Genomic DNA, 14,290 nt, shown 5'->3' on the forward strand with positions numbered 1-14,290 from the left:
GGCGGCCTCCAGGCGGTCGGAGAGCGCGCGGTGCGTGTAGCCGCCGAGCGTGTCGACCCACGGCCGTGCTCCCCTGAGGGGCGAGCTTCGCTCGCTTCAGGGGCGCGGGGAACTGCGCGAGAAGCCCCACCGGCCCGCACACGGCACCCCCTCAGCAACCCGGCAGACGAGAGGCTCCCCCATGGACCTGGTCATCAAGAACACCCGCGTGATCGACGGCACCGGCGGAGCCTCCTACCGCGCCGACGTGGCGATCGACAACGGCCGCATCGCGGAGATCCACCGCCCCGGCGAAGGCCCCCGCCCCACCGGCACCCGCACCCTGGACGGCCAGGACCTCGCCCTCAGCCCCGGCTTCATCGACATGCACGCCCACAGCGACCTCGCCCTGCTCCGCGACCCGGACCACAGCGCGAAGGCCGCCCAGGGCGTCACCCTCGAAGTCCTCGGCCAGGACGGCCTCTCCTACGCCCCGGTCGACGACCGCACCCTCGACCAGGTCCGCCGCACCATCACCGGCTGGAACGGCGGCGGCCCCGACGACACCTCCGTCGACTTCGACTGGCGCACCGTCGGCGAGTACCTGGACCGCCTCGACCGCGGCATCGCCGTGAACGCCGCCTACCTCATCCCCCAAGGCACGGTGCGGATGTACGCGGTCGGCTGGGACGACCGCGACGCCATCGACGCCGAACTCGACCACATGAAGCGCCTCGTCGCCGAGGGCCTGGAACAGGGCGCGGTCGGCATGTCCTCGGGCCTCACCTACACGCCCGGCATGTACGCCAAGGACGCCGAACTCACCGAACTGTGCCGCACGGTGGCCGCGTACGACGGCTACTACTGCCCCCACCACCGCAGTTACGGAGCCGGCGCGCTCGACGCGTACCGCGAGATGGTCGAGCTGACCCGCACCGCGGGCTGCGCCCTGCACCTGGCCCACGCCACCATGAACTTCGGCGTGAACAAGGGCAAGGGCGTGGATCTGCTCGCGCTCCTCGACGAGGCGATCGCGGCCGGCGCCGACATCAGCCTGGACACGTACCCGTACACGCCGGGCGCCACCACGCTCGTGGCGATGCTGCCGAGCTGGGCCAACGAGGGCGGCCCGGACGCCACCCTCGCCCGGCTCCGCGACGACGCGACGTCCGAGCGGATCCGCGAGCACGTCGAGGAGATCGGCTCCGACGGCTGCCACGGCGTACCGATCGAGTGGGACCGGATCGAGATCTCGGGGACGACGAACCCGGCGCTCGCCTCCTACATCGGCAGGACGGTCGCCGAGTCGGCCGCCGAGCGCGCCGAGTCGACCTGGGTCACCGCCCGCCGTCTGCTCCTGGAGGACAGCCTCGGCTCGACGATCCTCCAGCACGTCGGGCATGAGGAGAACGTCCGGGCGATCATGCAGCACCCGGTGCACACGGGCGGCAGCGACGGCATCCTCCAGGGCGCCAAGCCGCACCCGCGCGCGTACGGCACGTTCCCGCACTACCTCGGCCACTACGCCCGTGACCTGGGCGTGCTGTCGCTGGAGGAGACGGTCGCGCACCTCACGTCCCGGCCGGCGGCCCGCCTCCGGCTGGCCGACCGGGGGCTGATCCGCGAGGGCTACCGCGCGGATCTGGTGCTGTTCGATCCGGAGACGGTGGCGGCGGGCTCGACCTTCGACTCCCCGCGCACCCTGCCGGTCGGCATCCCGCACGTCCTGATCGACGGCAAGCCGGTCATCGAGAACGGCCGCCGCACGGACATCCTGGCGGGCCGCTCGGTCCGCCGCACCCCTGGGTCGCCGACCGCCTGACGCCCGGCTCGTCGTTCACCCGCGGCCCGGTGGCCGCTTCTCGCGCAGTTCCCCGCGCCCCTGAGGCAGGCGCTTCGCGCCGCCTCCCCTCAGAGGCATCGCAATGGGCGCGCCTCTCTTGATGAGATGCCGCACGCAGTGCGCATCTCAGGGGCGCGGGGAACTGCGCGACCAGCCACGATGGCGCCGCACCCGGCGACGGACCCGTCACCGCACCCCACTGGGCCGGAACTGCACACTGATCCGCGGCCCGGCGGCCCGCGTCGACTTCGGGATCGCGTGTTCCCAGGTCCGCTGACAGGACCCGCCCATCACGATGAGATCCCCGTGCCCGAGCGCCCGCCGCACGGCGACCCCGCCCCCGCCGACAGGCCGCAGCACCAGATCGCGCGGCGCCCCCACGGACACGATGGCGACCATGGTGTCCTCCCGGGCGCCGCGCCCGATCCGGTCCCCGTGCCAGGCGACGCTGTCCCGCCCGTCGCGGTAGAAGCAGAGCCCCGCGGTGGTGAACGGCTCGCCCAGCTCCTGCGCGTAGTGCGCGGACAGCGCGTCGCGGGCCGCGCCGAGCACCGGATGCGGAAGCTCCCGTCCGGCCCCGTAGAACTTCAGCAGCCGCGGCACGTCGACCATCCGCTCGTACATCTGCCGCCGCTCGGCCTGCCAGGGCACGTCCCCGGCCAGCCGCTCGTACAGCGCGTCGGCGCCGCGCAGCCAGCCGGGCAGGACGTCGATCCAAGCGCCGGCCCCGAGCACGGTCCGCCGCACACCGGTGAGCGGGCCGGGCGCGATCTCCTCGGTCTGATCGAACAGCGATCCCTGAAGCATGACCCCACCGTACCGCCCTATTCGAACATTTACTCGAACGACAGATGTTTCAGGGTACGAATCGTTCATGTTTTCCCGTAGCGCAAAACCCTTGCGCGCCCCCATCGCACCCCTTCGCGCTGCTAATTTCACCGACTGTGATCAATTCCGCCCCCTCCGTCACTCTCCGCGCAGGCCTGCGAGGAGCGCCGGACACCCCGGCCGCACCGGCCCCCTGGCGCCCCGTCCTGCTGCGTCCCGTCGATCCCCATGACCGGGCCCGCCTCGACTCCCTGCGCGCCTCCGGCGACGTCCGCGAGACGCACGACCGCCTCACGGACCAGCTCATCGAGCTCGTGCGCTGCCTGCGCCCGGGCGAGGCCCCGGCCGGGCCCGCGCTCGACGCCGCCGTCGCCGAACTGCTCGACGGCACCGACCCGGACCGGTACGGCACCTGGGCCTGGTACCCGTGGTCGGGCCGGCTCGTCCGCGTGCTGCCCGAGCCGGAGTTCCGCCGGGTCCGCACCGACCGCAACCGGGACAAGATCACCGGCGCCGAGCAGGAGCTCCTGCGGGGCCGCAGGATCGGCGTGGTCGGCCTCTCCGTGGGCAACAGCGCCGCGCTGACCTGTGCCATGGAGGGCGTCGGAGGATCGTTCCGGCTGGCCGACTTCGACGAGATCGGCCTGAGCAACCTCAACCGGCTGCGGGCCGGCGTGCACGACCTCGGCGTCGCCAAGTCCGTGCTGTGCGCCCGCCAGATGTACGAGACCGACCCCTACCTCGACATCGAGCTGTGGCCCGAGGGGCTGACGGAGGACAGCGTCGGCGCGTTCGTCGGCGCCGGGGAGCAGGCCCTCGACCTGCTCGTGGAGGAGTGCGACACCCCCTGGGTGAAGACGGCCGTCCGGGAGCACGCGCGGGCGCGGCGCGTCCCCGTCCTGATGGACGCCAACGACCGCGGGCTGCTCGACGTCGAGCGCTTCGACCTGGAGCCCGGCCGCCCGCTCTTCCACGGTCGCGGCGGCGGTCTGACGGCGGCGCAGGTGCGCGGCCTCGCCCCGGCCGACGCGCTCGCCCACCTCCTCGACGTCTGCGACGAGGCGAACCTGAGCCCCGCCATGACCGACGCCCTGCGCCGGATCGGCACCACCCTGTCCAGCTGGCCCCAGCTGGCCAGCGGGGTGGCGCTCGGCGGCGCCCTGGTCACCGACACCGCCCGCCGGATCCTGCTCGGCGAACCGGTCGCGTCGGGCCGCTACTACGTGGACCTGGAGCGGCTCATCGGCCGCGCGACGGCGGGAGCGGCCGCGTGAACCAGCTGCCCGAGCTCCACGGCCACCACCTCTGGCTGCGCGAACTGCGCCCCACCGACCTGGCCCCGTTCGAACGCATCCACACCCACCGGGTCCTGACCCGCTATCTCGGCGTCGACCGGATGGACGCCCGGCAGGCCCAGGACGCCTTCGTCCAGTGCCTGACGCAGCCCTTCGCGCACCCGCGCCGCAAGCACACGATGGCCGTGTGCGCGCCGGGCGACGACACGATGGTCGGCATGATGGGCCTGCTCGTCGAGGAGTACGGCCGCAACGCCATGCTCACGAGCCTGGTGCTGCTGCCCGGCGCCCCCGTGCGCGGCCACGGCCACGAGGCGGGCCGGCTGCTCATGGCCCACGGCTTCGGCCGGCTCGGGCTGCACCGGATCTGGGCGGGCCACCGCGCCGACCACACCCGGATGCGGGACATCATGCTCGCGGCGGGCCTGCACCCGGAGGCCACCCTGCGCGGCCTCTTCCACACCCAGGGCTCCTGGCACGACGTCACGACCTACGCCGCCCTGGCCCCGGAGTGGACCGAGCAGGCGACCCCCGCGGAGCGGGCCATCCTCGCCGGGGCGTCCGGCGAGGATGCGGACCGGTCGCCAGTGGCCCATCTCACCCACCCGCGCGACCAGCTCGTTCCAAGCTCGGCCGGGCCGTCCACCCCGTAATCCGAAGACACCCGGCACTCCGTGCCACGGCATCCGAAGTGCCCCTGCCGCCTCCTCCCGCCTGTGGCGCAAACCGCGCGCGCCCGGGCGAAACACCGCCGTAAAGTCGCAGCATGCAGCTCATCCAGTCGACCAAGCTCGCCAACGTCTGCTACGAGATCCGGGGCCCGGTGCTCGAGGAGGCGATGCGGCTGGAAGCGGCGGGGCACCGGATCCTCAAACTGAACACGGGCAACCCGGCGGCGTTCGGCTTCGCCTGCCCGCCGGAGATCCTGGAGGACATGCTCCGCAATCTCGGTGACGCCCATGGCTACGGCGACGCCAAGGGCCTGCTCGCCGCCCGTCGCGCGGTGATGATGCACTACCAGACCCTCGGCGTGGAGACCGACGTCGAGCACGTCTTCATCGGCAACGGCGTCTCCGAGCTGATCGTGATGGCGATGCAGGCCCTCCTCGACGACGGCGACGAGGTGCTGGTCCCCGCCCCCGACTACCCGCTGTGGACGGCGGCCGTCTCGCTCTCCGGCGGGACGGCCGTGCACTACCGCTGCGACGAGCAGGCCGACTGGATGCCGGACCTCGCCGACATCGAGCGCAAGGTGACGGACCGCACCAAGGCGATCGTCATCATCAACCCGAACAACCCCACCGGCGCCGTGTACAGCGACGAGATGCTGCGCGGCCTCACCGACATCGCACGCCGCCACAACCTGCTCGTCTGCTCCGACGAGATCTACGACAAGATCCTCTACGACGACGTGACGCACACTCCGACGGCGGCCATCGCCCCGGACGTCATGACGCTCACCTTCAACGGCATGTCGAAGGCGTACCGCGTCGCCGGTTACCGCGTCGGCTGGATGGCCGTCTCCGGCCCGCGCACGCACGCCGAGTCCTACATCGAGGGCCTGACGATCCTGGCGAACATGCGCCTGTGCGCGAACATGCCGGGCCAGCACGGGGTCGTCGCCGCGCTCACCGGCCGCCAGACGATCAGCGATCTGGTGCTGCCGGGCGGCCGGCTGAAGGAGCAGCGGGACGTCGCGTACGACCTGCTGACGCAGATCCCGGGCGTGACGTGCGTGAAGCCCAAGGGCGCCCTGTATCTCTTCCCGCGCCTGGATCCGCAGGTCTTCAAGGTCAAGGACGACCGGCAGATGGTGCTCGACCTGCTGCGCGCCGAGAAGATCATGGTCGTCCACGGCACGGGCTTCAACTGGCCCGAGCCCGACCACTTCCGCGTCGTCACCCTGCCCTCGGTGCAGCAGCTGACGGAGGCCGTGACCCGGATCGGGACCTTCCTGGACGGCTACAGCCAGCCGTGACCCGCCGGCCGCGGCTTTCTTTGGACAAGTTCTAACTTAGACAGCTTCTAAGGTACGATGGAGACCAAGTTAGCCGCCCGTCGCTGCCCGGAGGTCGCCATGTACGAGCCGATCCGCACCAAGTCGGTCCACACGATGGCGGCCGGCCACGACTCCTTCCCGCACCGCTCCCGCGAGGAGGAGCTGGACATCCAGCTCGCCGGACACCTGTCAGCGCTGCTCGCGGTCACCGACGAGCTGCGGCAGCTCTCGCCCGGCCCGGAGCTGGACGGGGCCGCGGAGGCGCTGGCCGAGCAGGTGACCCGCCTGCGCGGCGGCCACCCGCCGGTCCGCTCCGCCGTGGCCGCCGCGATCCACGAGCCCCACATCGCGGGCCTCCACCAGCGGGCGCACGCCCTCGCGGGCCGCGCCCTGGTCGTCGCCGCGTCCCGCGCCGACACCGCCGCCGCGATCCTGGCGGCGCAGCGCATGGAGCACCACGCGGGCGCGGGACACCTGGTGTCCGCGTAGCCGCGTCATGCCCGCGCCTTCCGGTGGGACGAGCCCCGGAAACGGGCGAGGGCCCGCCGCCTCCCGCCGTCCCCAGGGGCTTGCGCGGGGACGGCACGGGAGAGCGGCGGGCCCGTGATCCCGTACGTCGTTGTACGGGACCTCGCCGGTCTTCGGGCGGGGCGGGTCAGCCCAGGCGCTTCACCAGCGCGTGGTACTCGTCCCACAGCTCCTTCGGCGTGTGGGCGCCGAAGGTGTTGAGGTGCTCGGGGACCAGGGCGGCCTCCTCGCGCCAGACCTCCTTGTCGACGGTGAGCAGGAACTCCAGGTCCGCGTCGGCCAGGTTCAGGCCGTCCGTGTCCAGGGAGCCCTTGGCCGGAAGGATGCCGATCGGGGTCTCGACGCCTTCGGCCCGGCCGTCGAGGCGGTCCACGATCCACTTCAGGACGCGGCTGTTCTCGCCGAATCCGGGCCACACGAAGCGCCCGTTCGCGTCCTTGCGGAACCAGTTGACGTAGTAGATCTTCGGGAGCTTGGCGGCGCCCCCTTCTGTCCGCGCGGCGGCCTCGCCGACCTTCACCCAGTGGGCCATGTAGTCGCCCATGTTGTAGCCGCAGAACGGCAGCATCGCGAACGGGTCGCGGCGCAGCTCGCCGACCTTGCCCTCGGCCGCGGCGGTCTTCTCGGAGGCCACGTTCGCGCCGAGGAAGACGCCGTGGTTCCAGTCGAAGGACTCGGTGACCAGCGGCACGGCCGAGGCGCGGCGGCCGCCGAAGAGGATCGCCGAGATCGGCACGCCCTTGGGGTCCTCCCACTCGGGCGCGATGATCGGGCACTGCGCGGCGGGGGTGGTGAAGCGGGCGTTGGGGTGCGCGGCCGGGACGTCCGACTCGGGCGTCCAGGAGTTGCCCTTCCAGTCGGTGAGGTGGGCCGGGGCCTCCTCCGTCATGCCCTCCCACCAGACGTCGTTGTCGTCGGTGAGGGCGACGTTCGTGAAGACCGAGTTGCCCCAGAGGGTCTTCATGGCGTTGGCGTTGGTGTGCTCGCCGGTGCCGGGCGCGACGCCGAAGAAGCCGGCCTCGGGGTTGATCGCGTAGAGCCGGCCGTCCTCGCCGAACCGCATCCAGGCGATGTCGTCACCGATCGTCTCGACGGTCCAGCCGGAGATCGTGGGCTCCAGCATCGCGAGGTTGGTCTTGCCGCACGCGGACGGGAAGGCCGCGGCGACGTACTTCGACTCGCCCTGCGGCGGGGTCAGCTTGAGGATGAGCATGTGCTCGGCCAGCCAGCCCTCGTCCCGCGCCATCACCGAGGCGATGCGCAGCGCGTAGCACTTCTTGCCGAGCAGGGCGTTGCCGCCGTAGCCGGAGCCGTAGGACCAGATCTCGCGGTCCTCGGGGAAGTGCGAGATGTACTTGGTGCTGTTGCACGGCCAGGCCACGTCGGCCTCGCCCTCGGCGAGCGGGGCGCCCAGCGTGTGGACGGCCTTGACGAAGAAGCCGTCCGTGCCGAGCTCGTCCAGGACGGGCCGGCCCATCCGGGTCATCGTGCGCATGGAGACGGCCACGTAGGCCGAATCGGTGATCTCGACGCCGATGGCGGACAGCGGTGAGCCGAGCGGGCCCATGCAGAACGGGACGACGTACATCGTCCGGCCCTTCATGGAGCCGCGGAAGATCCCGCCGTTGCCCTCGTTGCCCCGGAAGATCTCCCGCATCTCGGCGGGGGCCTTCCAGTGGTTGGTGGGGCCGGCGTCCTCCTCCTTCGCGGAGCAGATGAACGTCCGGTCCTCGACCCGCGCGACATCGGTCGGGTCGGAGGCGGCGTAGTAGGAGTTCGGGCGCAGCGTCGGATCGAGCTTCCTGAACGTCCCCTTGGCGACGAGTTCCTCCGCGAGCCGCTCGTACTCGGCCTCGGAGCCGTCGCACCAGACCACCCGGTCCGGTTGCGTCAGTTCAGTGATCTCGTTGACCCACGAGATCAGTTCTTTGTGGTTGGTCGGGAGAGTGGTGGGGTCCTGGGAAACAGGGGCTGTGTCGAGCCGGGAGTGGGGAGCCGCGATGTCGCGCGCCACGATCGCTCCTAAAGAGGGTGTTGAGTTGGTTGCCCCGTGGGGGCTGCGACCCGGACGCTGCGCCTCCCGTTCCACTGTTTCCCAGTGAGCGCTCATCCGGTGCCGACCGCACTCATTTGATCATCCGACCGTTTCGCCCATCTGTCCAGGGGGGCTCACAGGTGAGCGACGTGAGCATTGCCACTCACACAGGAAGGCCTCCGGAGGCTTAACGATCGATGAATTCGGGTTCCCCCCAGGCCGGATCCGGGGGTTGGCCCTATCTGTTACTTACGGTCGCGTAGGTACGATGCCGGGCATGAGCGTCGCCGCAGAGCAGCCCGGGACCCCCGCCGCACTCACCGAATCGCCAGCCCTGAAGCCGAGACTCCGGGGCTGGCTGCACGCGGGCATGTTCCCGGCGGTGCTGATCTCCGGCCTGTTCCTGACCGCGCTGGCGGACTCCACGCGCGGGCGCGTGGCCTGCGGCATCTTCGTCCTGACGGCCTGCCTGCTGTTCGGGGTGAGCGCGCTCTACCACCGGGGCAACTGGGGGCCGCGCGCCGACGGCGTGCTGCGCCGGCTGGACCACGCCAACATCTTCCTGATCATCGCCGGTACGTACACGCCGCTGACGATGCTGCTGCTGCCGGGCGCCAAGGGTGACGCGCTGCTGTGGGGCATCTGGGCGGCGGCCGGGGCGGGGATCGCGTTCCGCGTCTTCTGGGTCGGCGCCCCGCGCTGGCTCTACACCCCCTGCTACATCGCGATGGGCTGGGCGGCGGTCTTCTTCCTGCCCGACTTCATGCGGACCGGCGGCATCGCGGTGCTCGTGCTGGTCGTCGTGGGCGGGCTGCTCTACAGCGCGGGCGGTGTCATCTACGGCATCAAGCGCCCGAACCCGTCACCGCGCTACTTCGGCTTCCACGAGGTCTTCCACTCCCTCACCCTCGCGGCGTTCGTCGTGCACTACGTCGGCATCTCCCTGGTGGCGTACCAGCACGGCTGACGCCCCACCCCGTACGACCCATGGCCGCGGCTCACCAGCCGCGGCCATTTTTGCGTTCCCGGGAGGAACTCTTTATTGACAGACACTACGAACTGACAGCTACTCTCAATTCATGGTTACTGTCACTGATCCTCCTGAGTCGCGCCCGGACCCCCGGCGCTGGTGGGCCCTCGGGGCCCTGGTCGCGAGCATGCTCGTGCTCGGTTTCGACATGACGATCCTCAATGTGGCGCTGCCGACGATCGCCGGGGACCTCGGCGCGAGCACCGGTCAGCAGCAGTGGATGGCGGACGCGTACATCGTGGTCTTCGCCGCCCTGATGCTCCCCGCAGGACTGCTCGGCGACCGGTTCGGGCGGCGCCGGATGCTCATCGGCGGGCTCGGCGTCTTCCTCGTCGCGTCCCTCGTCGGGGCCCTCTCGAGCAACGTCACCTGGGTCATCGCGGCCCGCGCCCTGATGGGTGTCGGCGGTGCGCTCGTGATGCCGCTGGCGATGTCCGTGCTGCCCTCGCTCTTCCCGCGCGACGAACAGACGAAGGCCATCGGCATGATCTCGGCGGCCTCCGCGCTCGGCATGCCGCTCGGCCCGATCATCGGCGGCTGGCTGCTGAACCACTTCTGGTGGGGCTCGGTGTTCGTCCTCAACGTGCCGATGGTCGCCATCGGCATCACCGCCTGCCTGTTCCTGCTGCCCGAGAGCCGGGACCCGGCCGCGCCGAAGGTCGACATCGTCTCCACCGTGCTCACCGCGCTCGGCCTCGGCAGCCTCATCTACGCGATCATCGAGGGCCCGGGCCGCGGCTGGAGCGACGCCCTCGTCGTCGGCGCCTTCGCGGCGGCCGTCGTCCTGCTCACCGCGCTGGTCCTGCGCGAGCGGCGCGGCACCCGCCCGATGCTCGACCTCTCGCTCCTGGCCCACCGCGGCTTCCTCAGCAGCACCCTGGCCGCCACGCTCGGCATGTTCGTGCTGTCCGGCGTGCTGTTCCTGCTGCCGCAGTACCTCCAGGCCGTCCTCGGCATCGACTCGCTCGGCACCGGGGTGCGGATCGTCCCGCTGATGGGCGGCATGCTGCTCGCGGCCCGGCTCGCGCAGCCGCTCGTCGTCCGGTTCGGGGCCCGGTCGGTGGTCGCGGCGGCGCTGGTGGTGCTCGCCTTCGCCGCGTTCCTCGGCGCGCGCACCACCGTCGACTCCGGCTACGGGTTCACCGCGCTGTGGCTGTCGATCGCCGGCATCGGCATCGCCTTCGCCATGATCCCGGCGATGGGCGGCGCCATGGCCGCGCTCGACAAGGACCAGGCCGGCCGCGGCTCGGGCCTGCTGAGCACGGTGCGGCAGACCGGCAGCGCGCTCGGGGTGGCCCTGCTCGGCGCGCTCGTCGCCGGCGCCTACACGGACCGGCTCTCCACCGCGGGGCTGCCGGGCGCGGCCGCGGAGCTCGCCCGGGACTCGGTGACCGGCGCCCATGTGGTGGCCGGCCGGCTCGGCGACCGGGCCCTGGCGGCCTCGGCGAACTCCTCGTACGTCCACGGCATGGACCTCGCCCTGATCGTCATCGGCGTCGTCGCGCTGGCCGCGGCGCTGCTCTCCGCGGCCCTGATGCCCGGCCGCGTCCGCCTCGCCGCGCACACCTCCTCCGGAACGGAGGTGGCCCCGATCAGCGCGGATGCCGGACAATGAGCGCCATGGCCGCCTCAGCACAGACGCCCGCGGAGCCCAAGGTCGGGCTCCGCGAGCGCAAGAAGATCAAGACCAGGACGGCGATCCGCGAGGCGACGTACCGCCTGATCGGGGAGCAGGGGTACGACGCGACGACGGTCGAGCAGATCGCCGAGGCCGCCGAGGTGTCGCCGTCCACGGTCTTCCGCTACTTCCCGACCAAGGAAGACATCGTCCTCACCGACGAGTTCGACCCGATCCTGGAGCGGGAGCTGCGGGCGCGGCCGGCCGACGAGCCGATCGTCGACTCCGTACGGCACGTCGTCGACCGCAGCCTCCAGCTCGCCTTCGCCGACGAGTCACCCGAGGTCGCCCGGCTGCGCCTGCGCCTCCAGATCGAGGTGCCCGCGGTGCGCTCGCGGATGATGGAGTCCATGTCGGTCACCGGACAGCTGATGTGCCGGGTGATCGCCGAGCGCACCGGCCGCGACGCCGACGGCCTGGAGGTCCGCGTCTACGCGATGACGCTGGTCAGCGCCATGATGCAGGCCACGATGTACTGGGCCGAGCACGACCACGAGGACGACCTGCGCGACCTGGTGCTGCGCGCCCTGCACACCGTGCAGCACGGGCTCTAGGGCAGCACGGGCTCTGGGGCAGCCCGGCTAGGCGGGCCCCAGATCGGCGAAGCCCAGCGGCTTCAGGGAGACGAAGCTCCACGTCGAGCCCTTGGCGCCGGCCTTGACCTTGATGTCCTCGTTGCCGGACGCCTCCGAGGACCAGCGGACGCGCAGGGTGTGCGCGGTGTCGCAGCGATTGCGGTAGTACACGGTCGTCGTCAGCGCGCCGCCGTCCTTCCAGGACCAGGAGAAGCAGCCGGTGACGCCCCGGTGGACCGTGTCGGAGGCGAGCGCCGGGGAGGCGCTGACGAGGAGCGGCGCGGCGGCGAGCGCGGCGGTCGCGAGGTAGCGGATCATGTCCTACGTATCTCAGCGACCGCCGGGCAGGAAACGGCCTTTGCACCGGTCCAGTGACACCGGGACCGGTGCCGGGCGCGCTAGGAGGCCGCTTCGCCCACGATCTGTCCCAGCCGGTCGGGATCGGTCACGGGGGCGTCGCACACGAAATGCCGGCACACGTACGCGGTGTCCCGGTCCTCGATCCGCAACCGGTCCGCGAGCAGCGGCAGTTCGTCGCCGCCCTCGGGACCGGCCGCGACGACGGCGCCGGGGGCCGTCGCGGTGAGCGCGGTGTGGTGCAGCCGTCCGCCGACCTCCCCGATCACGGCGATCTCACGGGGCCCGTCGAGCAGCGCCTCGGCGACCGCCAGACCGTTGCCGATGAAGCGGGGCACGCGCGGGCCGAGCGCCTTGACGACGCCCAACGCCCGCTCGGCGGCGGTGCGGTGCGGCTCGGAACCGGTCTGGGCGGCGTACGAGAGGAGGGCGCCCGCGGCGGCGGTCCAGCCGGACGGGGCGGCGTTGTCGGTCGGGTCCTGCGGGCGGCGGATCAGCCGCTCGGCGTCGACGGCGGTGTCGTAGAGCGCCCCGCTCTCCGCGTCCACGAACCGGTCCAGCACATGGTCGAGCAGGAACCCGGCGAACTCCAGCCAGACGCCCTCCCCCGTCACCGACGCCAGCGCGAGGAAGCCCTCGGCGACGTCGGCGTAGTCCTCCAGGACGCCCGCGTTCCGGCCGAGGTGGCCGTCCTTGCTGGTGCGGGAGAGGCGGGCCTGGGGGTCCATGTGCAGGCGCACCAGGAGGTCGCCCGCGCACACGGCGGCGTCCACGAGGTCCTGCCGCCCGAAGTAGGCGCCGGTCTCGGCGAGCGCGGCGATCGCCAGACCGTTCCAGGCGGCGACGACCTTGTCGTCCCGGCCGGGGGCGGGGCGCTCGGCGCGGGCCGCGGTCAGCCGCCGCCGGATGTCCTCGATCCGCTCGGCCTCGAACACCTCGTCGGTCTGCGGGAGTTGGAGGACGGAGGCGCCCTCCTCGAAGGTGCCCTCCTCGGTGACGCCGAAGTACCGGGCGGCGAGCCGTCCGTCCTCCTCCCCCAGGACCTCGGTCAGCTGCGCGGGCGTCCACACGTAGTAGGCGCCCTCGACGTGCTTGCCGCTCGCCGGGTCCTCGCTGTCGGCGTCCAGCGCCGAGGCGAACCCGCCCTCGTTCGTGCGCAGTTCGCGGACCATGAAGTCGGCGGTCTCCAGGGCGGTCCGGCGGGCGAGATCCGAGCCGGTGGAGCGCCACAGATGCGCGTACGCGCGGCACAGCAGCGCGTTGTCGTAGAGCATCTTCTCGAAGTGCGGGACGGTGAACTCGCGGTCCACGGAGTAGCGGGCGAAGCCGCCGCCGAGCTGGTCGTAGATCCCGCCGCGCGCCATCCGCTCACAGGTGTCCGAGGCCATCTGGAGCGCGCCCTCGGCGCCGGTGCGCGCGTGGTGGCGCAGCAGGAACTCGATGACCATGGACGGCGGGAACTTGGGCGCGCCGCCGAAACCGCCGTACGTGGCGTCGTACTCGCGCACGAGCCCGAGCAGCGCCTGCCCCAGCTCCTCCGCGCCGGGCACCTCGGTGCCCCCGTACGTCATCTCGCGCGCCGCGAGATCGGCGCTGATCTTCCCGGCGACCTCGGCGACCTCCCCGCGCCGCTCGCTCCAGGCGTCGCGCACCCCCTGGAGCACCTGGGAGAAGGAGGGCGACCCGTGGCGCGGCTCGGGCGGGAAGTACGTGCCGAAGTAGAACGGCTCGGCGTCCGGTGTCAGGAACACCGTCATGGGCCAGCCCCCGTGCCCGGTGGCGGCCTGTACGGCCTCCATGTAGACGGCGTCGACGTCGGGCCGCTCCTCGCGGTCGACCTTCACGGCGACGAAGTGCTCGTTGACGAGGGCGGCGGTGGCGTCGTCCTCGAAGGACTCGTGCGCCATGACGTGGCACCAGTGGCAGCTGGAGTACCCGACGCTGAGCAGCACCGGCACCCCCCGCCGCTTCGCCTCCTCGAAGGCCTCGGCCGACCAGGGCCACCAGTCCACCGGGTTGTCGGCGTGCTGGAGGAGGTAGGGGGACGTCTCTTGGGCCAGTCGGTTCGGCATGCCCCCATCCTCGCGCATGGCCGTCACGGACCCGCCTTTGATCGCAGGGACTCTCGCGCCGACACCCCATA

General features: G+C 71.8%; 12 protein-coding genes. 8 read left to right on the forward strand and 4 right to left on the reverse strand.

Annotated elements, in window-relative coordinates:
- Positions 1-181: 181 nt before the first annotated feature.
- A complete protein-coding gene (locus ABZ930_RS35850) occupies positions 182-1,801 on the forward strand; it encodes a D-aminoacylase (protein WP_361557779.1) in 1,620 nt (539 codons plus the stop codon).
- A 207-nt stretch (positions 1,802-2,008) separates the two neighbouring features.
- Here the strand turns inward: ABZ930_RS35850 and ABZ930_RS35855 are convergent, their stop codons facing one another.
- Positions 2,009-2,629 (reverse strand): alpha-ketoglutarate-dependent dioxygenase AlkB, encoded by a 621-nt coding sequence (locus tag ABZ930_RS35855; RefSeq protein ID WP_361557781.1) that lies wholly within the window; start codon positions 2,627-2,629, stop codon positions 2,009-2,011.
- A gap of 137 nt (positions 2,630-2,766) precedes the next feature.
- Here ABZ930_RS35855 and ABZ930_RS35860 point away from each other — a divergent pair, with 137 nt between their 5' ends.
- The 4 genes from ABZ930_RS35860 to ABZ930_RS35875 all read left to right on the forward strand — a co-directional run bounded on the left by ABZ930_RS35860 (position 2,767) and on the right by ABZ930_RS35875 (position 6,433).
- Positions 2,767-3,924 (forward strand): ThiF family adenylyltransferase, encoded by a 1,158-nt coding sequence (locus tag ABZ930_RS35860; RefSeq protein WP_361557783.1) that lies wholly within the window; start codon positions 2,767-2,769, stop codon positions 3,922-3,924.
- Positions 3,921-4,598 (forward strand): GNAT family protein, encoded by a 678-nt coding sequence (locus tag ABZ930_RS35865; RefSeq protein ID WP_361557785.1) that lies wholly within the window; start codon positions 3,921-3,923, stop codon positions 4,596-4,598. The genes ABZ930_RS35860 and ABZ930_RS35865 overlap by 4 nt, the downstream gene beginning before the upstream one ends.
- Before the next feature lie 113 nt (positions 4,599-4,711).
- Positions 4,712-5,923, forward strand: coding sequence for a pyridoxal phosphate-dependent aminotransferase (locus ABZ930_RS35870; protein WP_361557788.1), 1,212 nt, complete (start codon positions 4,712-4,714; stop codon positions 5,921-5,923).
- Between the two features lie 99 nt (positions 5,924-6,022).
- Positions 6,023-6,433 carry a hypothetical protein gene (locus tag ABZ930_RS35875; RefSeq protein WP_361557883.1) on the forward strand — a complete coding sequence of 137 codons (411 nt, stop codon included), beginning with the start codon at positions 6,023-6,025 and terminating at the stop codon, positions 6,431-6,433.
- A gap of 166 nt (positions 6,434-6,599) precedes the next feature.
- On the opposite strand, the gene ABZ930_RS35880 is transcribed toward ABZ930_RS35875, so the two are convergent.
- Positions 6,600-8,474 (reverse strand): phosphoenolpyruvate carboxykinase (GTP), encoded by a 1,875-nt coding sequence (locus tag ABZ930_RS35880; protein WP_361557886.1) that lies wholly within the window; start codon positions 8,472-8,474, stop codon positions 6,600-6,602.
- 310 nt (positions 8,475-8,784) lie between these two features.
- On the opposite strand from ABZ930_RS35880, the gene ABZ930_RS35885 reads away from it, so the two are divergent.
- From ABZ930_RS35885 to ABZ930_RS35895, 3 genes are all read left to right on the forward strand, one after another.
- Complete coding sequence (locus ABZ930_RS35885; protein ID WP_361557791.1) at positions 8,785-9,474, forward strand: hemolysin III family protein; 690 nt, start codon at positions 8,785-8,787, stop codon at positions 9,472-9,474.
- Between the two features lie 112 nt (positions 9,475-9,586).
- The gene (locus ABZ930_RS35890) at positions 9,587-11,152 is read left to right on the forward strand and encodes an MFS transporter (RefSeq protein WP_361557794.1); all 1,566 of its coding nucleotides are present in this window, start codon (positions 9,587-9,589) and stop codon (positions 11,150-11,152) included.
- Positions 11,153-11,157: 5 nt separating this feature from the next.
- On the forward strand, positions 11,158-11,769 hold the full coding sequence (locus tag ABZ930_RS35895) for a TetR family transcriptional regulator (RefSeq protein WP_361557797.1): 612 nt from the start codon (positions 11,158-11,160) through the stop codon (positions 11,767-11,769).
- Between the two features lie 27 nt (positions 11,770-11,796).
- Here ABZ930_RS35895 and ABZ930_RS35900 read toward each other — a convergent pair whose 3' ends face one another.
- Both ABZ930_RS35900 and ABZ930_RS35905 read right to left on the reverse strand, forming a co-directional pair.
- On the reverse strand, positions 11,797-12,108 hold the full coding sequence (locus ABZ930_RS35900) for a hypothetical protein (protein ID WP_361557800.1): 312 nt from the start codon (positions 12,106-12,108) through the stop codon (positions 11,797-11,799).
- Positions 12,109-12,188: 80 nt separating this feature from the next.
- Positions 12,189-14,219 (reverse strand): thioredoxin domain-containing protein, encoded by a 2,031-nt coding sequence (locus ABZ930_RS35905; RefSeq protein ID WP_361557803.1) that lies wholly within the window; start codon positions 14,217-14,219, stop codon positions 12,189-12,191.
- Positions 14,220-14,290 lie beyond the last annotated feature (71 nt).

This window comes from Streptomyces sp. NPDC046716, assembly GCF_040645755.1.
Lineage (GTDB): Bacteria > Actinomycetota > Actinomycetes > Streptomycetales > Streptomycetaceae > Streptomyces.